The 20,903-nt window shown below is 66.6% G+C and carries 9 protein-coding genes; 8 read left to right on the plus strand and 1 reads right to left on the minus strand.

Going from position 1 to position 20,903, the window contains the following annotated elements:
* Positions 1 to 64 precede the first annotated feature (64 nt).
* The 5 genes from ABD292_RS10300 to ABD292_RS10320 are packed head-to-tail and all read left to right on the plus strand — an operon-like array spanning position 65 to position 11,071.
* Complete coding sequence (locus tag ABD292_RS10300; RefSeq protein ID WP_344206854.1) at positions 65 to 1,066, plus strand: serine/threonine-protein kinase; 1,002 nt, start codon at positions 65 to 67, stop codon at positions 1,064 to 1,066.
* A 10-nt stretch (positions 1,067 to 1,076) separates the two neighbouring features.
* Positions 1,077 to 3,821, plus strand: coding sequence for a DEAD/DEAH box helicase (locus tag ABD292_RS10305; RefSeq protein ID WP_344206855.1), 2,745 nt, complete (start codon positions 1,077 to 1,079; stop codon positions 3,819 to 3,821).
* Positions 3,821 to 8,782: a class I SAM-dependent DNA methyltransferase gene (locus ABD292_RS10310; RefSeq protein WP_344206856.1), complete on the plus strand. Its 4,962-nt coding sequence runs from the start codon at positions 3,821 to 3,823 to the stop codon at positions 8,780 to 8,782. Before ABD292_RS10305 ends, ABD292_RS10310 begins: the two co-directional genes overlap by 1 nt.
* Positions 8,783 to 8,834: 52 nt before the next feature.
* On the plus strand, positions 8,835 to 10,013 hold the full coding sequence (locus ABD292_RS10315; protein WP_344206857.1) for an ATP-binding protein: 1,179 nt from the start codon (positions 8,835 to 8,837) through the stop codon (positions 10,011 to 10,013).
* Positions 10,010 to 11,071, plus strand: coding sequence for a ParA family protein (locus tag ABD292_RS10320; protein ID WP_344206858.1), 1,062 nt, complete (start codon positions 10,010 to 10,012; stop codon positions 11,069 to 11,071). Before ABD292_RS10315 ends, ABD292_RS10320 begins: the two co-directional genes overlap by 4 nt.
* Before the next feature lie 248 nt (positions 11,072 to 11,319).
* Here ABD292_RS10320 and ABD292_RS10325 read toward each other — a convergent pair whose 3' ends face one another.
* The gene (locus tag ABD292_RS10325) at positions 11,320 to 11,469 is read right to left on the minus strand and encodes a hypothetical protein (protein ID WP_344206859.1); all 150 of its coding nucleotides are present in this window, start codon (positions 11,467 to 11,469) and stop codon (positions 11,320 to 11,322) included.
* Positions 11,470 to 11,510: 41 nt separating this feature from the next.
* Here ABD292_RS10325 and ABD292_RS10330 point away from each other — a divergent pair, with 41 nt between their 5' ends.
* The 3 genes from ABD292_RS10330 to ABD292_RS10340 are packed head-to-tail and all read left to right on the plus strand — an operon-like array spanning position 11,511 to position 20,901.
* Positions 11,511 to 17,882, plus strand: coding sequence for a DEAD/DEAH box helicase (locus tag ABD292_RS10330; RefSeq protein WP_344206860.1), 6,372 nt, complete (start codon positions 11,511 to 11,513; stop codon positions 17,880 to 17,882).
* Positions 17,879 to 20,005, plus strand: a complete 2,127-nt coding sequence (locus ABD292_RS10335) for a UvrD-helicase domain-containing protein (protein ID WP_344206861.1) — start codon at positions 17,879 to 17,881, stop codon at positions 20,003 to 20,005. The genes ABD292_RS10330 and ABD292_RS10335 overlap by 4 nt, the downstream gene beginning before the upstream one ends.
* On the plus strand, positions 19,972 to 20,901 hold the full coding sequence (locus ABD292_RS10340) for a serine/threonine-protein kinase (protein ID WP_344206862.1): 930 nt from the start codon (positions 19,972 to 19,974) through the stop codon (positions 20,899 to 20,901). Before ABD292_RS10335 ends, ABD292_RS10340 begins: the two co-directional genes overlap by 34 nt.
* The last annotated feature ends 2 nt before the right edge of the window (positions 20,902 to 20,903 follow it).

The raw sequence follows: 20,903 nt of genomic DNA on the forward strand, positions 1-20,903 counted from the left end.
CCCCAGATGCTGCTGGTGCAGCATCGCGGATACCCTGAGTTCTTCGTCATGGAGGCGGGCGGGCATGGATCCTTTGGAGCGCTCCGATCCCAAACGGGTCGGCACCATCATGCTCCGCGGCCGCCTGGGATTCGGTGGCATGGGGCGCGTCTTCTACGGCGTCACTGACGATCACGAGGCCGTGGCGGTCAAGGTGATTCGTGAGGATCTGGTCGCCAGAGCCGAGGTACGGGCCCGTTTCGTCCGTGAGACGGACGCGCTGCGTACGATCCAAGGCCCGCACATCGCCGCTCTCGTGGACGCCTCGGAAGAGGACGAGGAGCAGCCGTGGCTCGCGGTCGAATTCGTCCGCGGCCTGACCTTGAAGGAATTCGTCGAGACGCGCGGCCCACTGACGGAGTCAGACGCGGCCGCGCTCGGTGTCGTGCTGGCCGGCGCGCTGAGCGACATCCATGCCGCCGGGCTGCTCCATCGCGACCTCAAACCGGCCAACGTCCTGCTCGGCCAGGACGGGCCCAAGGTCATCGACCTGGGGCTGGTCGCCTTCGCCGACGGTCCCACGGATCTGACCACGACCGAGTCGACATTGGGAACCCCCGCGTGCATGTCGCCCGAGCAGGCGAACACCCCCAAGCAGATCACTTCCGCCGCCGACGTCTACGCGGTCGGCGCCACGCTGTTGTTCGCGTTGACCAGGCACTACCCCTACGACGGCGGCAACGCCGCGGCGATGCTCATGAACATCATCAGCGCCGGCGTCCAGCCGAATCTCGAAGGTCTGCCTGACCGCACAAGACCTCTGATCGAGAAGATGCTCGCTCACGATCCCGTCGCACGCCCGACAGTCGCGCAGGCACGTGATCGGTTGAAGGAGCTGTGCGGTCCCGCACCGCTGAAGCGGCTCGTCGAAGCGACCTACGTCGAGCGCGAAAGCGATCCCGAGGAGATCGCTCCGCCGCCCAGACCTCGGAGGAAAGACCTTTCCGAGGTCGTGCGTCCCGGCTCGGTCGTCGCCAAGCTGGCCGACCGTCTGCGTTCCACCTACTCCGTCAATGCCGCCTTCTAGGAGCAGCTCAGTGCCTGAGACCGCCTACCCCCCGGGCGCCCGGATCGAAGTCCGGGACGCCGAGTGGATCGTCCGCACCTGCGCCAAGACCGCGCACGACGGACACAAGATCACGGCGGTCGGGGCGTCGGAGTTCGTTCGCGACGAGGACGCGGTCTTCTTCACCGCACTGGAGAAGGTCAGTCTGCTCAGACCTGAGGAGACCGTCCTCGAACAGGACGAAACCTCTCGTTTCGCCAAAAGCAGATTGTTTCTCGAAGCTGTTCTCCGCAGGACCCCGCTCCCTCAGACCGAAAAGGGTCTGGCGCTCGGCGACCGGTTCCTCCTCGACCCGCTGCCCTACCAGCAGCGTCCCGCCGAGCTCGCGCTCAAAGGGCTGCGCCCGCGCATTCTCATCGCCGACGTGGTGGGGCTGGGCAAGACTCTGGAGATCGGCCTCATCCTCGCAGAGCTGATCAAGCGCGGCAGAGGGGAGCGCATCCTGGTCGTCACCCCGCAACAGGTCCTGGAGCAGTTCCAGCACGAGCTGTGGACCCGCTTCGCCATCCCGCTGATCCGCCTGGACTCCGTCGGCGTCGAACGGATCCAGCGCGACATCCCGGCGGGCCGCAACCCCTTCACGTACTACAAGCGGATCATCATCTCCATCGACACGCTGAAGAACGCGGGCAAGTACGGCCAGCATCTGGAGAAGCTGCACTGGGACGCGGTCGTCATCGACGAGTCGCACAACCTGATGGGCGAGAAGACCGACCGCAACAAGCTGGCCAAGCTGCTGGCCCGCCAGACCGACGCGCTGCTGCTGGCCAGCGCCACCCCGCACAACGGCAACAGCGAGTCCTTCGCCGAGCTGATCCGCATGCTCGACCCCGCGGCGATCGCTGACGACAGCAAGTACTCGGCCGCCGACATCGACCATCTCTACATTCGCCGCACCAAGATCAGCCCTGAGGTGCGCGACCAGATGGGCGGCAAGTGGCCTGACCGCGGGCCTTCCGTCCCCGTCAGGTGCAAGGCCAGTGACGCAGAAGAGAAGATCTTTGAAGAGCTCACCCAGGTCTGGCTCGCGGGCGACCAGCGCATCGGCGGCCCTGTCGTCTCCGCCAAGAACCGCCTCTTCCCCTACACGCTTCTCAAGGCATTCCTGTCCAGCCCCGTGGCTCTCGCGAAGACGGTTGCCAACCGGCTGAAGAATGCCACGGAGGCCCGGGAGATCGATGCGCTGAAGACCCTCCAGCACCTGGCCGCCCAGATCGACGAGCCGGCCAAACTCGCCGCGCTGATCGACGAACTCCGGGCGATCGACCTGAAGAAGAACCGCGTCGTTGTCTTCTCCGAAAGCGTCGAAACCGTCAAATGGCTGGCCGCCGTTCTCCCCGAACGCCTCGGACTGAAGCAGGACGCCGTCGACGTCATGCTCGGCAACGGCATGTCCGACCAGCAGCAGCAGGACGTCATCGAACGCTTCGGCCTGGCCGAGAGTCCGGTCCGGCTGCTCGTCACCACCGACGTGACGAGCGAGGGCGTCAACCTGCACCGGCAGTGCAACCACCTGATCCATTTCGACGTGCCGTGGAGTCTCATCCGGATCGAGCAGCGCAACGGCCGAATCGACCGCTACGGCCAGGAGCACCAGCCGCAGTTCAAAGCGCTCATCCTCACTTCCGATGTCGAGGGTGCCAAGGATGACAGAACCGTCGCCGAGAAACTGCTGGAGAAGGAGGCGACCGCGCACCGCACTCTCGGCACCGCCGAAGCCGTGACCGGTGAGTATCGCGCCGAGCGCGAGGAACGGCGGCTCATCCAGGACCTGCTGGAAGGCAAGACGGTCGAGGAGTCCATCGAAGACCGCCCCATCGACGACTTCCTCGCCGACCTGCTCGGCTCGGTCGGCGCCGAGCCCGCCAATCCGGAACCGCGTAAGGCGGACGTGCCCAGGCTGTTCGACACCTCCGAGACCTTCGTCAAGGAGGCCATCGCCACGCTCGGCCTGCTCAAGGATCTGGAGGACGACGGCGAGTTGATGGCGTTCACCCCGCCGCCGGACCTGGTCCACCGGTTGTCGGCGCTGCCCGCCGACTACCTGCGCACTCATGATGTCCGCAAGCGGATGAAGGTCACCTTCGACCGGGCGCTCGCGCAGCGCAAGCTCACCGAGGCCCGGCGTACCAAGACGATGTGGCCCGAGATCGCCTACCTCTCCGACCTGCACCCGCTGGTCGACTGGATCACCGACAAGGTCCTCGTACGGCTCGGCCGCCAGAAGGCTCCCGTCATCACCGCGAAGGTGGATGAGCCGACCTTCCTCATCCAGGGCATCTACTCCAACACCCTCGGCCAGCCGACCGTGGTCGAATGGATGGCGGTCAGCGGCGAAGAAGTGCTCCGAGATCCGATGACCGAGGTCCTCGCCAAAGCCGGGGTCGGGCCGCGCATGACCAACACCGGCCGGCCCATCGACCTCCAGCCGCTCCAGACCCGCCTTCCCCAAGCGGTCGCCACCGCCCGCGAGCATCTGGAAGTCCGCCGGGCCGCATACGACGCGGCGGTCGTCGCGCCGCTCGACGCCTACCGCGAACACCTCGACACCTGGCAGCAGCTCACCCTCGACGGTGTGCACGTCTCCCAGCGCACGCGCAAGGAGCGACGCGTTCGCGACACCGTCGAACGGCAGAAGCGCCTGCTCGACTCCATGCAGACCACCGGCGAACCGCTGCTGCGGGTCCTCGCCGTCCTCGTTCCCCAGGATGTGTGATGAGACTCGACTCGCTGGTCAACCGTGGCGACTACTTCTCGGCTCACTACCTGGCCGAGGTGCTGCCCAAGGATCTGAAGAAGAAGGACGGTCTGCTCGCCCGCTGGGCCGCGGAGGAGAAGGACGGCCGCATCACGCCGCGCAAGGGCCTTCGCGCGCTTGGCAAGCCGTACTTCACCGACCGGCCCTTCTTCGCCGACATGGACGCACGGCTCAACGAGGGTGAGATCCCCGAGGAACTGCCGCAGTGGCGCAAGCAGCTCGGCCAGTTGCACATCCACGTGCTCAAGGCACTCGGCTACCAGGCCGAGCCCCGTGAGATCATCGTCGAACGGGCGGGCAAGGACTACCCGGTTCACGTCGCCTACGCGGACGAACACCTGATCGCGATCGAGTGCTCCTGGGCCGCCGAGGTCGACGCCGGTCTCGACGGGCGGCTCCTGCACCCCGTGCAACTGGACGGGCGCGAGCAGATCGAGAGCGGTCCCAAGCTGGCCTCCTGGCTGCTGGCCGGCGAGAACCCGCCGCGCTACGTCCTCATCCTGGCCGGCGGCGTGGTCATCCTCGCCGACCGGGCCACCTGGGGTGAGGGCCGCTACCTGGCGGTCTCCCTCGACGTCGCCCTGGGCCGCAACGACCCCGCGGAGCTGGAGGTCATCGCCGCTCTGTTCGGCGCCGACTCACTGCTGCCCCCTGCCGAGGGCGGCTCAGAACCACTCGCCGACCTGCTGACCAGCTCGCGCAACCACGCGGTCGGGGTGTCCAAGGAGTTGCGCGACGGGCTCAAGGAGTCTGTCGAGCTCATCGCCAACGAGGTCCTCGCCCGCATCCGCGCGGCAGGGGTGCAGGCCGGCGACATCATGGAGCCCACCGCCCTGGCTCGCGAACTCGGCCGCGAGTCGCTGCGCTACCTGTACCGGATCCTCTTCCTGCTGTACGCCGAGGCCAGGCCCGAGCTGGGCATCCTGCCGACCGACGACGAGGACTACACCCGCGGCTACAGCCTGGCCCGCCTCGGCGACCTGGTCGTCCGCGACCTCGCCGGCGAGGAGGCCAGAAACGGCTTCCACCTGTACGAGTCGCTCGACCTGCTGTTCCGCATGGTCAACGAGGGGCACCGGCCGCGGACCGGCGACGAGGTGTCCGAGGAGGAGGGACTGCACTTCGAGCCGCTGAAGTCCGCCCTCTTCGAATCGTCCGCCACCGGCCTCATCCGCCGCGATCTGCCCCTCGACGAGGACGACCCCCGCACTATCGACACCCGGCTGCGCAACGAGACCCTCTACAAGGTGCTGCGCAAGCTCATGCTCACGCGCGGGCGCCGCAAGGAGCGCGGCGGGTTCATCTCGTACGCGCAGCTCGGCATCAACCAGCTCGGCGCGGTGTACGAGGGCCTGATGTCCTATACCGGGTTCATCGCCACGGAGGACCTGTATGAGGTCGCCAAGGGCGGCGACCCCAAGGACGGATCCTGGATGATCCCGGCGTCCAAGGTCGACGACTACCCGTCCGAGGTCTTCGTCATCCGGACCGACGACGACGGCAACAAGACCGACGAATACGTGCGTTACCCGGCGGGATCGTTCGTCTACCGCCTGGCCGGCCGTGACCGCGAGACCAGCGCTTCCTACTACACGCCCGAGTCGCTGACGCGCGTCACGGTCCAGCTCGCGCTCCAGCACCGGGTCACCGAGGACACCACGGCGCGCGACATCCTGTCCTGGAAGATCTGCGAGCCGGCTCTCGGCTCCGGGGCGTTCCTCAACGAGGCCATCAACCAGGTCGCCGAGCTTTACCTGAAGCGCCGCCAGCAGGAGCTCGGCCGCTCCATCGACCCCGAGTCGTACGAGGAGGAGCTGCAGCGGGTCAAGGCGTACATCGCCCTGCACAACTCCTACGGGGTCGACCTCAACGACACCGCGATCGAGCTGGCCGAGGTCTCCGTCTGGCTCAACGTCATGCACCCCGGGCTGCAGGCGCCCTGGTTCGGGCTTCACCTGCGGCGAGGCAATTCGCTCATCGGGGCTGGGCGGCGCGTTTACGGCGCGGCACAGCTCACCAAGGGGGAGTGGCTCAAGACCGCTCCGGCGGACCTCCCCTTCTCGACCGGAGCTGTTCCCGCGGGCCAGGTCCATCACTTCCTGCTGCCCGCCGAGGGCTGGGGAGCTGTCGCCGACGCCAAGGAGGCCAAGAACCTGGCGCCGGAGGAGGCCAAGCAGCTCAAGGCCTGGCAGAAGAAGATCCGCGCCAAGGTCTCCGACAAGAAGCCCGCCGGTCGGCGGCTGTCCCAGCTCCAGCGGCTCCAGGCGCTGTCCGGTCGGGCCGAATACCTGTGGGACCTGGTCGTCCAGCGCCTCACCATTTCCGAGCGGGAGATCAGCCGCAAGATCGACGTCTGGGGCGCCGACTGGATCACCCAGCCTGCCGAGCCCGTGGGCAAGGAGAAGGTCTACGACGACCTGACCTCGCCGGGCACGCCGTACTGGCGGCTCAAGAAGGTCATGGACGCCTGGTGCGCGCTGTGGTTCTGGCCGCTCGACAAGGCCGGCCTTCTCGACGGCACCGATCCGATCTACGCGCCGACCGCGACCGCCGAACTGGAGTCGGTAGTCCTCGCCGAGTCAGCTGTACGGTCTGCGCCGGAGGAGTCGCTCGGGTTCGGGCAGGTGTACGTAACCGACTCGCTGTTCGAGACCGGAAACAAGCAACTGGACCTGGCCGATGCGAGGACCATGGTCGGAGGCGGCCCAAAGCGAACTGCCAAGCCACGCTCGGAGCCCGACCCGGTGCGCAGGGTCATCCCGCTGGCGGACCTGAACGACTGGCTCGACTTCGCCGAGGCCGTGCTCGGCCGGGCGGATATCCCGGAGGATTCGCTGGTTGCTAGCTTCGCGTCGCTGGCTGACCTGGAGACCTACGAGGACCAGCTTCCCGCGTGGATGGGGATGGACTCGGCGTTCAAGCTGTCGGAGCGCTTCCCTTGGTTGGGGGCGGCCGAGGACATCGCGGAGGACCAGGGGTTCTTCCACTGGGAGCTGCAGTTCGCGCAGATCTTCACCCGGGGTGGCTTCGACCTCCAGGTTGGAAACCCACCGTGGGTTCGGCCCACATGGCAGGAGGATGCGGTCCTTGCCGAGTGGGAGCCGTGGTTCAAGCTGGCGGACAAGCCGAGCGTGCCCGAGTGGCGCGACCGCAAGACCGAGGTGCTGGCCGATAATGTGGCGAACACATCATTCTTGGAAGAGCTTTCAGTCAATGTAGGGGTTACCGAGTTTCTCGGCTCGGGGATCGCTTACCCGCTCCTTGCAGGCACTCAGCCGGATCTCTATCGCGCGTTCATGTGCCGAGTGTGGGCGAACCTAAAGGATATGGGAGCGGCTGGTCTCATCCATCCGGACACTCACTTCGGTGGTGTTAAGGAAGGTCGGTTGCGAGCTGCCGCATATCGTCACCTCCGCGTTCACGCGAAATTTATCAACGCGGCCAATTGGGCCTTCGATGACCTCAGTCGAACACAGGAATTCGGCCTTCATGTCTACGGCTCAGAGCGCCAAATTGCATTCAGTCACTTCAGCGATCTCTATGGAGTAGAGGTTGTGCCGTACTCTCTGGCACATGATGGCGAAGGTGCTCTCCCGGGCATCAAACACGAAGGCAAATGGGATATCCGGCCACATCGCGCCCGGATCATCAAGGTTGATGATGGCGTTTTGCGTGAGTGGCGCCGACTCCTCAACGCCGAGGATATTGCGCCTGAACAGACGCCGTTGCTTTATCCCGTGACCGTAGCAGAGGCGGGCGCGATCGAAGCGCTGGCAAACTACGCGCGGCGACTGGGCTTCACTGGCCCGCGAATCAGTTCCGGCTATCACGAGAAGACCGCCAAGGACGACGGACTGATCCGCTGGTCGCCGGGAGCGCGGGACTCGCTGCGTGACGTGATTCTCCAGGGGTCGCACATCAGTGTCGCTACGCCTTTTGCCAAGCAGCCGCCGCTCTTTAAGAGCTCCGACCAGCCGCAGGACCTGACCGTTCTCGCAGTCGATGCGGTGCATGCGGCTAACTACGAGCGGGCGTGTGACGAAGATGCCTACCTTGCCGCACAGGACCGCTGGGGGGCGGCGGACGGCGGCACTCGCCGCTATGCAGAGCTCTACCGCCTGGCCTGGCGTGTCATGATTCCGTTCAACGGTGAACGTTCACTATTTGCGGCGCTGATTCCTCCCGGGCCGGCGCACGTGGATGCCGTGCACACGATGGCGTTGCCCAGCAATCGCGGCACTGCGCTGGCGGCTGGGTTCTGGGCGGCGCTGCCGCTTGACTACATGCTTCGTATAACCGGACGGTCACACCTCCGGAATGCGGAGGCCAATGCCATGCCCGCCGCCGATCCGGATCACCCCCTGGCTTCGGCGTTGCTCTTGCGTACCCTGCGCCTGAACTGCCTGACCAGCGCCTACACCGATCTCTGGACCGAGCTTCACGACCCGGCTTGGCAGCATGAAACCTGGGCCATCGACTGGTCGGGGCTCAAGCCGGTTGCCGAGAACGTCACCCCCGAGTGGCACTACGGCACGCCACTCCGCACCGAACGTGAGCGCCGCGCCGCCCTCGTCGAGCTTGACGCGATGGTCGCCCTCTGGCTCGGCATGACCGCCGACCAGCTCGTAGCGATTTACCGCTCCCGCTACCCCGTCCTGTCCGACTACGAAGCGCAGATCTGGTTCGACGCCAACGGGCGGAAGATCGCGGGCAACCACAACACCTACGGCTACGGCCAGACCAAGGCGGACTTCGAAGCGCTCATGGCGCACCTCGATCCCGAGATCAACGGCCCGGTTCCCGACGGCTACGCCGCCCCCTTCTACAAGGCTGACCGCGAAGCCGAATACCGCCAGGCCCATGCCGTCTTCGCCGAACGCCTCCGGCAGGCGGAAGCCGCGCGGGAGAGCAGCCGATGAATCAGGAAGCGATCACAGGTGCTCGTCGCTCCGAGGCGGCACAATGACTGGCATGACCTCGGATCTTGTCCATGGGCTGGGCGACCAGGAGAGCATCGTTCTGGAGTTCAAGGAGTCCGCGAACGATGGCAAGAAGATCGGGCAGGCGATCTGCGCGCTCGCCAACGATCTCTGCGGCCGCGGCGGAGGCGATCTGCTCATCGGAGTGGACAAACACGGGAGGCCACTGCCGGACGTGAAGACCGCCGATGGCGATCTGCTGAAGGTGACCGAGCATCGGGACAGCGGAAAGATCCTGCCCAGGCCGTCGATGATGGTGGAAAAGGCGCTCTTCAAGGGAGAGGCGATCATTCGGGTGCGGGTGGAGGCATCCGCGACCCCACCGGTCCGCTACGACGGTGTGGTATGGGTCCGCCCCGGGCCGACCACGCGGAAGGCCAACCGCGAGGATGAGCGCATTCTGTCGGAGCGCCGTCGTGCCGCCGACGGTCCGTTCGATGGCCGGCCGGTTCCCGGAAGCACCCTGAGCGACGTTGACCTGAGGCTCTTCCGGTCTACCTACCTCCCGTCGGAGGTCGCCTCCGAAGTGATCGAGGAGAACGGCAGACCGGAGTTGCTCCAGCTCAACAGCCTTCGCATGGCCGATGCGACCGGCACGCCCACCGTGCTGGGCCTGCTGGTGCTGGGATACGACCCCAGCGCTTTCGTCCCAGGAGCCTACGTGCAGTTCGTCCGATACGACGGTGACGGCATGGACGCCGCCATCATGGACGAGCAGGAGCTCCGGCTCAACGCGGTCGATCTCGCCGAGCGGCTGGAATCCCTGTTGAAGGGGCATCTTCACACCCGGGTCGTGGAGGAGACCGGCTTCCGGGAGAAGTCGCAACCCGACTATCCGATCGGCGCTCTACGCGAGGTCTGCATGAACGCGGTGATGCACCGCAACTACGAGAGCTCCAACGCGCCGATCCGGATCCTGTGGTTCGCCGATCGGATCGAGATCTCCAATCCCGGCGGCCCCTACGGACAGGTGCGCGAGGACAACTTCGACCGGGTGAACGACTACCGGAATCCGTCTCTGGCAGCGGCGCTGAAGTCGCTCGGCTACGTGAACCGCTTCGGACGAGGCATCGCCAAAATTCAGGCGGAACTGGCCCGTAACACGAATCCGCCCGCGGTGTTCAAGGTCGATGCCTCATCGTGGTCGGTGACGTTGAGGAGAGCCGCGTGATCTCGATAGCGCTCTTCAACAACAAGGGCGGGGTGGGCAAGACCACACTCACCTACCACTTGGCCCACATGTTCCAGCGCCTCGGCCATCGAGTCCTCGCAGTCGACCTCGACCCTCAGGCAAACCTGACGTCGATGTTCCTGAACGAGGAGTATCTGGCGGCGCTGTGGGCCGAGCCGGAGTTCCCCGCCTGGGGCGGTAACACCGAGTCGAGTCTCATCAAGCAAATGCGCAGCGCGATGGCCGAGAGCGACATGAGCGACGCGGGGACCGTTGCGGCTTCGGTGCAACCGATCATGGAAGGATTGGGAGACGTCACCTTCTATCAGCCGATCGAGATCACTGATGGGTTGTGGCTGGTCCCGGGAGATCTGGAGCTGAGCGCGTTCGAGGATCGGCTCTCGGCCGCGTGGCCCCTGTGTTTCACGGGAGACCTGGCCGCCATTCGCACCACGACCGCGTTTCATCGAATCATCGAGGACGCCGCCCGCAGGGTGGCGGCCGACCTCGTGCTCATAGATGTCGGGCCGAATCTCGGCGCCATCAATCGCGCCGCCCTGCTCGCCGCGGACACCGTTCTGATGCCCCTCGCAGCGGATCTCTTCTCGCTTCGAGGGTTGCGGAACTTGGGGCCGGCGCTGCGGGCATGGCGTAGCACGTGGCAGGACACGGTGCTCCCGAGAGTTCCGCCGAAAATCTCGGCGCCCGAGGGAACGATGCGTCCCATCGGATATGTGATCATGCAGCCGACCATGCGCTTGGATCGCCCGGTGAAGGCCTACCGGCGATGGCTGGAGCGCATTCCGAGCGTCTTCGTCGACTCGGTCCTCGCCGACGCTCCAGATCAAGCAGGCGAGTCGTACGAGGTGGCGACCATGCGCAACTACCAAAGCCTGATGCCGCTCTCGCACGATGCCCGTAAACCGATGTTCGATCTGAAAGCCGCTGACGGCGCTCTGGGCAGTACCCAGGCATATGTGGCCAAATGTCGGGCCGAGTTCCAGCAACTGGCCGAAAGCCTGCTCAGTCGATTGGAGACGCCAGGGGGGCGTGCATGAAACCGACGCTGGCGGCGGAGGAGGAACTGCGGGAGAGCCTGACTCAATACCTCACCACGTTCGCTCTGCCGGGCGCCACGACGCCGAGCGCTGCTGTGACCTGTCGGAGGGATACCCGCTTCCTCTCGCATAGCGCTGGCCTGATTACGCCCGGTGAGACAGGCTGGGACTTGCCAATCCCTCTGGGGTGCGGAAGTGAGGCCGGGCCTCCCGATGGAACCGGGCGTCCGGCCTTTGCGCTTCCCGAGCTAGCCGACGCAGATGGTCGACACCTTGAGCGACAGCAGATCGTAGAAGGTCGACACGGCATCGATCCACCAGGTGGTGGCGCTCACCACGGCGTCGGCCGCCCAGAGGAGTGGCCCAGGGACCGACGGCTGCGGGTTGAGTGTCGGCAACTCGTCCGAATGAGAGTGCGACAAGTTGAAAGGGAGGCGGCGTGAAGCCGACCCTTGCCGCCGAGGAGCTGCGAGAGAGCCTCACTCAATACCTCACCACCACGTTCGCCCTGTCGGACTCGACGACGCAGGAGGCGCTGAAGCTCTTCCTGGAGCACCCCGAGCAGGGTATCTTCCGGGGCCCGTACCTGCGGATCAGGACCCCGTTCCGCGAAGCGGCGGACGGGTGGCGGGACCGGGTGGAATGGGTGCCGAGCGGGTTCACGCCCTACCGTCACCAGGCGGAGGCGTTCGAGCGGTTGAGCACGCTCGGCAAGCAGGCCGAGCCCACGCTGATCACGACGGGCACGGGCTCGGGCAAGACGGAGTCGTTCCTGGTGCCGGTGCTGGACCACTGCCGCCGGCGGAGAGCACAGGGCAGGCACGGGGTGAAGGCCGTGCTGCTCTACCCGATGAACGCCCTCGCCACCGACCAGGCGCACCGCATCAACGACTACCTCCAGCAGAGCGGGATGGAGGAGGTCACCGCCGCGCTCTACATCGGTGATACGCCCGAGGTCGGCTACCCGAAGGTGATGACCCAGCGGTCGGAGATCCGGCGTAACCCACCGGACATCCTGATCACCAACTACAAGATGCTCGACCTGCTCCTCCAGCGGGCCGATGACCTGCCGCTGTGGAAGGACGCCGAGCCGGCGTACGTGGTCGTCGACGAGTTCCACACCTACGACGGCGCGCAGGGCACGGACGTGGCGATGCTCCTTCGGCGGTTCGCCGCGGCCACCGGGCAAGCGCGGCCGGGCAAGCCGCTCGGTGACATCTGTCCGGTCGCGACCTCGGCGACTCTGGGCGAGGGCGGCAACGGCGAGGTCATCCGCGAGGTGGCCGAGCAGGTCTTCGGCACGGCGTTCCCCGAGGGCGCCGTGGTGGCCGAGGATCGGTTGTCCGCCGAGGAGTTCATGGGCGACATCGACTTCGCCCTGCCGCTCCCGGGCCCCGAGGATCTGATCGCCTGCGGCGACCCGTTGATTCAGCCGGGGGCGATGGATCAGCTCGCCGCAGAGGTCACCGGCAAGAACATCATCAGCGACATCGAACTCGGTGAAATCCTCAAGCAGCACATCCTCACCCACGCGGTGCTCGACCTCCTCGGCGACGGGAAGCCGAAGACGCTTGAGGAGATGCTGGAGCGCCTGCCCAAGAAGGGCGCCTACAGCTGGGGCGCCTCCATCCAGGCCAACCCGGGCCAGGCGGCCAGAGCACTGGCCAGGTTCGTCGCCCTGCTCTCTCAGGCGCGGATTCCCAGCAAGGTGCCGGGACGCCCGGACCAGCCATTCCTCATGATCGAGACGCACATGTGGGTGCGGGCGGTGTCGCGGCTGCTGCGCCTGGTCCACCACTCGCCGGCATTCGCGTGGATCGGCGAGGAGCCGGTCACCGAGGCCGATTCGACGTTGAACGTGATGGGCAAGAGCCGGCTCCCAGCCGTCTACTGCCGTCACTGCGGACGCTCGGGCTGGGCGGCGTTCTCACCCGAAAAGGACCCGGCCGAACTGGTGACCAACCCGGAGAAGATCTACCGGTCCGCGATCGGCCCGGAGAAGAAGCGGGTCCGGGCGCTGATCCAGGCCACCAAGGGCGAGGTCGAGGCGAAGGCCAAGGGCCTGCAGATCCTCGACGGCGACCGGGTCCGTCCCTACGACCCCGACCGGGACGAGTACGGCAAGGGCGACATCGTCTTCGTGCTGGCGAACCTGAGCACCAAGCAGGACGGTAACCACGCGGCCAAGCAGGACCGCTGCCCGTCCTGCGACATGGAGCAGGGCATCCGGTTCCTCGGTGCGGGCCTGGCGTCGCTGGCGTCCGTGGCGGTGACGCAGCTGTTCGCGGGCCGCCAGCTGGACGCCGAGCAGCGCAAGACGCTGCTGTTCAACGACTCCGTGCAGGACGCGGCACACCGCGCCGGGTTCGTCGCCAACCGGTCGTTCGCCTTCTCCCTGCGGCGGTTGATCAGCTCCCGGCTGGACCCCGAGGCGCCGATCCTGCTCAACGACCTGATCGGCGAGCTGGCAGCGGCGGCCAGTGAGTCCGGCGTGCTGCCCGCCGTCGTGCCCCCGGACCTGCACGACCGGCCGGAGATCGACGCGATCCTGGCCGAGACGACCAGCGGCAGCCCGCAGGCGTGGGACCTGATCGGTGAGCGGCTGGCTTTCCAGACGATCCTGGAGTTCGGGCTGCGCAGCAGGCAGGGTCGTACCCTCGACCTGACCCGTACCGCGGTCGGCGAGGTGGTGCTGGAAGATCCACAGAAGATCGCCGAGCTGGCACGGGACGTGCACGTTGGATTGCCCGGATTGGTCGAGCTGCAGGACGACGGGCGCTATCTCGCGTTCGTCCGTGGATTCTTGGATCGGCTGCGCTATCGGGGCGCGATCAAGCACACCTGGCTGAATGAGTGGATCAGGATCGCCGGGACCAATCGTTACCGGGCGATCTGGGGACAGCGCCCCGACGGCATGCCGGCGTTCCCCCGTGGACTGAGCGCCCCGGCCTTCCTGCTCGACCGGTTCAAGAACAAGTCCGAGTTCGACCGCATCGACGCGGATCAGGGCTGGCCGCAGGACTGGGCGACCCGGTGCCTCAGGCTGGGCAAGGGCCAGGCCGGAGAATACCTGGCGCGGCTGCTGCCGGTCCTCGCCGCTGAGGGGATCGTCGCCAAGAGGGTCGTCGATGGCGCGACCGGTGTGTACGGCCTGCAACCCGGGCACATCATGGTGCACGCCCTGAAGGACGAGCACGTCAACGACGCGGGCCTGGGCTGCGACCAATGCGCCTGGCAGCAGACGATCCGGCCCGAGCTGGTCGCGGAGTGGTATGGCCAGCCGTGCCCGCGTTACCGCTGCGACGGCAAGCTGACCGACCGGGGGACCAGGAAGTACCGCGACGACTACTACCGGCGCCTCTATATGGGATACGAGCCGTTCCGCGTGGTCACGGCCGAGCACACCGGCGCGCTCACCCGCCGTCAGCGGGAGCAGGTCGAAGAACGCTTCAGGGCAGGAGCCCGATACAACGACCCGAACGTCCTGTCCTGCACGCCCACGCTGGAGCTGGGCATCGACATCGGTGACCTGTCCGCAGTGATCCTCGCCTCCCTTCCACCCGGACCGGCCAATTACGTGCAGCGGGTCGGGCGCGCGGGACGCCGGACGGGTAACGCCTTCATGGTGACGATGGTCGGGCGCTCCCCTCGGGATCTGTATTTCCTGAACGAACCGACGGAGATGATCTCTGGTGAGATCGTGCCGCCCGGCAGTTACCTGTCGGCGGTGGAGATCCTGCGCCGGCAGTACTTCGCGCACCTGGTCGACCTCTGCGCGCGCGGGAAGATCTCCGGGGTGCTGGCGCTGCCACGCCGGGCTTCCGCGCTGTTCGGGGAGACCGGTTGGCTGGCCTCGTTCGTCCCGGCGGCGCTCGGGTCGCGAGCCGTTGAAGGCTTCCTCGATCTGTTCGGGGACGCCGTGGCGCCTGAGGCCGCCTCAGATCTTCGCGCCTTCGCAGAGTCCGGTCTGGAACAGGCCGTGCGGAAGGCCGCTGACGAGTGGGACCAGAGGCTGGCCGATCTCCGCGAACGGCTGACCGCCATGGACGAGGCGATCGAGGCGCTGGTCGAGGCCGATCAGCTGCAACGGGCCGCCAAACGCTCCCTGATGGCCGAGCGGCGGGCCGTGGCCAAGATGATCGGCGAGATCGGCCGGGAGAACGCGCACAGCGCGCTCGTCGAGCTCGGGCTGCTGCCGAACTACTCCCTGATCGACTCGGCCACCACGCTGGAGGCGACCATCACCTGGGAGGAGCAGATCCCGGGCGGCAAGCAGTATCACTCCGAAGTCCGCGAGTACAAGCGGCCGGCCCGGCTCGCGCTCACCGAACTGGCGCCGGGCAACTCCTTCTACATGCGCGGATACGAACACAAGGTCACGGGTCTCGACATTGGCACGCCGTCACGGTCGACCTTGGAGGACTGGCGGGTCTGCGGAAGCTGTGGCTACGTGCGGACCAGCCAGGCCGTCGAGGACACCTCGTCCTGCCCACGGTGTGCCAGTCCCGGCCTGGGGGAGATTGAGTCGCTCCACAAGGTGTTGCGGCCGACCAGGGTCTACGCGCACGACCGAAGGGACGACGCGCAGATCGGCGATGACAGCGACGACCGGCAGCAGCGCTACTACGAGCGAGCGGTCGCGGTCGACATCGACGCGGCCGACATCGAGCAGGGGTCGTGGCGGCATCACAAGGTCGTCTTCGGGGTGGACTTCACCCGCAAGGCCGCAATCCGCCGATTCAACCTCGGCACGATGCGAAACGACCGGCAGGACTACAAGAAGTTCGCCGGCGAGGACGCCCGGCTCAACCCGTTCCACGTCTGCCCCGCCTGCGGCGGAACCACCGTGGACGGCCCTCCCTCCGTCGAGTCGGACGGCCTGCTGGCCACCTCATGGGCGGACAAGAGCCGTCGCCACCATCGACCGTGGTGCACTTTCCGCCGGGCGGCTCAGGACACCGAGCACCTCAAGGTGATCCTCGCGCACGAACTGCACACTGAGGCGCTGCGCATCCTGCTCCCGATCGCCACGCTGATGGCCACGGAGCGAACCGTCACCTTCGCCGCCGCCCTGATGGCCGGAGTCGCCGCGAAATACGGGGGCGATCCGGACCACTTGTCGATCGTGACGGCCACGATGCCCGACCGCGACACCGAACGCCGTCGGCGCTTCCTTGTGTTGCACGACACCTTGCCCGGAGGAACGGGCTATCTGCACAGGCTCGCCGAGCCCGAGGGCTTCCGCGAGGTGCTGACCGAGGCACACAAGATCGTGTCTGAGTGCCGGTGCAAGCAGGACAGCAGCAAGCGCGCCTGCCACCGCTGCCTGCTCTCGCATGTGCCGGGCAGCGACTACGACAAGGTCAGCAGGGCGGACGCCGAGGAGATGCTGTCCGAGCTGCTGGACGACTGGCAGGTCACCGACGTCACCGACACCAGCGAGATCTCGCTGTGGGACCAGGTCGAGAGCGAACTCGAGGCGCGCTTCCTCGGCGGGCTGGAATCGTGGGCGCGCCGCACCGACACGCCCGGCACCCTCGCCCGAGGCGAGGTGGTCGATGGGCGCAAGACCGCCGACCTGCGGATCCAAGGACCCGATGGCAGGATCCGGCACTGGCGGATGACCCTGCAGAACACCATCCGTGGCACCCGGCCTGACGTGGTGTTCCGGCTGGTCGACTCCGAGCCGCAGGAGGTCTCGGTCTACCTCGACGGCTATGCCTACCACGCGACCGCCGAGATCAACCGGCTCGCGGACGACGCGGATAAGCGTTCCCGGCTGCGAGCGCATCGCGGGCTGGTCTTTCAGCTCACCTGGGAGAATCTGGAGGCGTGGGAGGAGAACGCGTTCGCGCCGAGTTCCTCGCGTCAGCCGTCGTGCGCGCCGTACCTCGGGAACGCCCAGGCGAGCGCCCGCGGTTATTACCAGAAGCTCACCGGTCGCGACCCGGACGATCTGGTCCACACGATGTGGGCCAATCCGATCGAGACGCTGCTGGCCTACCTCGGCTCGCCGGATCCGGAGCTGTGGCTGCGCAGGGCCGAGGCGGTGGTCGCCGGCGCGCTGACGGTCTCGACGGACAAGAGTGTCTGTGACGCTGGGGGAGTGGCCGAGCGGGTCAACGCCTCGTTGCGAGGGCTGGCGCTCCCCGCGAGCGCTCCCGGAAAGATCGCGATCTGTCGTCGCGAAGCGCTGACGATCATCCTCGACCAGCGGGTTTTCAGCGCGTTCACCGTGATCGACGATCGGAACGAGGTGATCGTCGCCGACAAGGAGACCCACAAGCGCCGCTGGGCCGATTGGCTCTACTGGGGCAACCTTCTGCAGTTCCTGGATGCCGGCCAAGGTGACAGCGCGCAACTCGCCCGTACCGCACTGGACCTGTTCGACCCTGCGCAGCTCGCCGCCGCAGGCGGCGGCGGCTTCCTGACCGCGCTCAGCCTGATGCCGTTGCATGAGGAACTGCGCTCGGAGACGGAGGTCAGCGTGTCGCGGCCGGCGAAGGCCACGCCGGAGCTCCCGGAGCGCTGGGAAGAGGTGCTCGACTTGCTGGACCCGGACGAGCCGGGCCTGGCCGACTTCGTGCATGAGCTGGCGGCCCTGGGAGTGCCCGCTCCGCAGGTGGGCTTCGAACTGGGCGAGCAGTTGTGGCAGGCGGAGCTGGCCTGGCCCGCGGCCAAGGTGGCGATCGTGCTCGCCGGAGACGACGACGAAGCTCGAAGACGTGACGCCGCCTTCGCAGAGGCCGGATGGGACGCACGGACAGTGGCGGGCTGGACGCCCGAAGAGCTTATGGGAGGCATCGCGTGAGTGGGGCGACTCTTCGGCTGCTGGACAAGGCGGACAAGGAAATCCTCAAGCTGCCCAGGGCAGTCAAGGGCGCCATCTACGACTTCCAGCACAAGTTCCGGCAGGACATCAACAACCCGGGCCTGCGCTTCAAGCGGCTGGAAGGGCACCCAAGGCTGTTCTCAGCGCGCATCAATCTCGACTACCGGGCGCTGCTGCTGCACGCGGGAGGCAACGACTACATCCTGGTAGCGGTCAAACCGCGCCAGGAGGTCTACGAGAACCTCGACAAATTCGCCTATCAGATCAACCCGGTCACAGGCGGCATCGAGTTCGTCGACCTGGTCACCATCGAGGCCACGGTCGTGCAGGAGCCGACCGGGCCGGAGCCGCTGTTCGCCAAGTTCTCCGCTGAACAGCTTCGGGAGCTGGGCGTGGCCGAGCCGCTGCTCGGCCTGATCGCCAAGATCACTACTGAGGACGAACTCCTGGGGCTGGCCTCCTATGCGCCTCAGCTCACCGGGGAAGTCCTGCTCGCTCTGTACGCGGGCAAGACGCCGGACGAGGTCCTGGACCAGATCACCACTCCGGTCGCGGCCACCGAGGAGATCGACGCCGAGGACTACCAGGCGGCGCTGGTCCGCCCCGCCACGGTGACGACAGAGGACGCCGATCTGCAGGAAATCCTGGAACAGGGAGATTTCGGCCGCTGGCGGGTCTTCCTCCACCCGGCCCAACGCAAGGTCGTCGAACGGTCCTACAGCGGTCCGGCCCGCGTCAGCGGTGGCCCGGGCACCGGTAAGACGATCGTGGCGCTGCATCGGGTCAAGCATCTGGTGGATCGGCTCGGCCCCGGCTCGGGCAAGGTCCTGCTCACCACGTTCAACACCAACCTCGCCGCCGATCTGCGGCAGCGCCTGATCGACCTGGCCGGTGCGGAGATCCTGCAGCACGTGGACATCCTCAATGTCGACAAGGTCGCCAGCGGGATCGTCGCACAAGCCGCCTCCGGCGTGCGCCGCTCGCGGATCGACGACACCAAGGCGCTGAGGGAATGGGAGGAGCTGCTGCTGGAGGAGGGCGAATCCCGCTGGGACGCCGATTTCCTGCATGCCGAATGGTCACAGGTGATCCTCGGGCAGGCATGCGCCACCCGAGCCGACTATTTCCGCGCCCGCCGTGCCGGTCGTGGCCGTTCCATCAGCAGGGAGGACCGGGCGGCCATCTGGCGGCTCGCGGAGCGCTATGTGATGCGACTCGACGCGAAAGGCGTCTGGACCAACCAGCAGTTCGCCGAACGGGCGGCCCGGCTGGAGATGGAGAAAGCCAGGGACAGAGCCTCCTACGAGGCCAATGCGGGGTTGCAGCGGGAGTCCGGCGTGTGGCATCGGCCGCGCTACCGGCACATCGTCATCGACGAAGCCCAGGATCTCTTCGTCGCACACTGGAAGATGCTGCGGGCGATGATTCCGGAAGGTCCGAACGACCTGTTCATCGCAGGCGACACCCACCAGCGGATCTACGGCAACTACGTCTCCCTGGGAAGCCTGGGGATCAACATTCGCGGTCGATCCTCAAAGCTGACGCTCAGCTATCGCACCACACACGAGATCCTCGGCGCCGCCGTACGACTGCTGGGTCATGAGGACTGGGACGACCTCGATGAGGGGAGAGACGACCTGGCCGGCTACCGATCGGTGCTGCGCGGTCCCGAGCCTTCCCTCGTGGCCTATGCCACCTGGGCCGCCGAGCTGGACGGAATCGTCAAGCAGGTCGAGCAATGGGACGGCGGTTCGATCGCCGTCGCGGTGCCCCAACGGGAGATGGTGGCCCAGGTGGAGAAGCACCTCGGGCAAGCCGGGATCGTCTCGTGCCAGATCACCAGTGATGGTCCTCGGCTGGTCGAGGCGCCCGTGCACATCGGGACGATGCACCGGTTCAAGGGCCTGGAGTACCAGCGAATGATCGTCGCAGGAGTGGCCGAAGGATTGGTGCCCCGCAACCTGGACTTCGAACAGAGCGATCCGCTGCGGTTCCGGCGTGAGATGCGACGAGCTCGGTCGCTGCTGTTCGTGGCCACCACCCGGGCCAGGGACAGCATCGTGATCTCGTGGAACGGCAGGAAGAGCCGGTTCCTGCCATGAGAACCATCGCCGAACGGTACAAGATCACATCTCCCGTCGCGCAGGGCGGGATGGGAGAGGTCTGGGAAGGCAAAGATCTGCGGCTCAATCGGGCGGTGGCGATCAAGCTGATCAGCTCGGCAGATCTGGTCTCGGCTGAGGACGCGCGGCGGCGGTTCAGCAGGGAAGCGCGCATCACAGCCCGACTGAGCCATCCGGGCGTGCCTGTGGTCTACGACTTCGGCAATGACGGAGACCTGTTCATGGTGATGGAGCCGCTGCCCGGCGACAGCGTCGGCAAGCTCAAGGACGAGTACGAGCGCCTGCCGCACCCGTGGGTGGCCTTCATCGGCGCACAGGTGTGTGCGGTGCTGGCAGCGGCACACGATGCCGGGCTGCTCCATCGCGATGTCAAGCCGGAGAACCTGGTGCTCTGCCCGAACGGCATGGTCAAGGTCATCGATTTCGGCGTCGCGACCACACTCGGCGCAGGGGAGTTCTCCACGATCACCGGCCCCGGCCAGATTCCCGGATCGGCTCGCTACATGGCACCCGAACTGCTGGAGGGCGAGCCCGCCAGCCGGGCCAGCGATCTCTACACAGTTGGGTGCCTGCTGTACGAACTGTGCACGGGATCTCGGCCGTTCCAGCACGTTGATCTGCTCCGGGAGATCGCGCGGAGCAGACTGGAGGACCCCCCTGCCATGAAGGGAGTTCCCGTCGAGCTGGAGGCGTTGATCCGGCGACTGCTCGCCAAGAGACCGGAGCAGCGTCCAGACAGTGCGGTGACTGTGTATCAGGGGCTTCGCCCATGGATACGCGATCTGCCGCCGCTGTACGGATGGGTGGACCAGGATGTGTCCGCCGACCCCGTCCATCTGTACGCGGCGGCTCTTTCTGGCTTGGGTTTGGAGTGAAA

The organism is Nonomuraea bangladeshensis (assembly GCF_039529455.1).
In the GTDB taxonomy this organism is placed as follows: Bacteria; Actinomycetota; Actinomycetes; order Streptosporangiales; family Streptosporangiaceae; genus Nonomuraea; species Nonomuraea bangladeshensis.

Excerpts from the sequence above, each read along its gene's own strand:
- ABD292_RS10300 (WP_344206854.1), top strand. The coding sequence starts at position 65 with ATGGATCCTTTGGAGCGCTCCGATCCCAAACGGGTCGGCACCATCATG.
- ABD292_RS10315 (WP_344206857.1), top strand. The coding sequence starts at position 8,835 with ATGACCTCGGATCTTGTCCATGGGCTGGGCGACCAGGAGAGCATCGTT.
- ABD292_RS10310 (WP_344206856.1), top strand. The coding sequence starts at position 3,821 with ATGAGACTCGACTCGCTGGTCAACCGTGGCGACTACTTCTCGGCTCAC.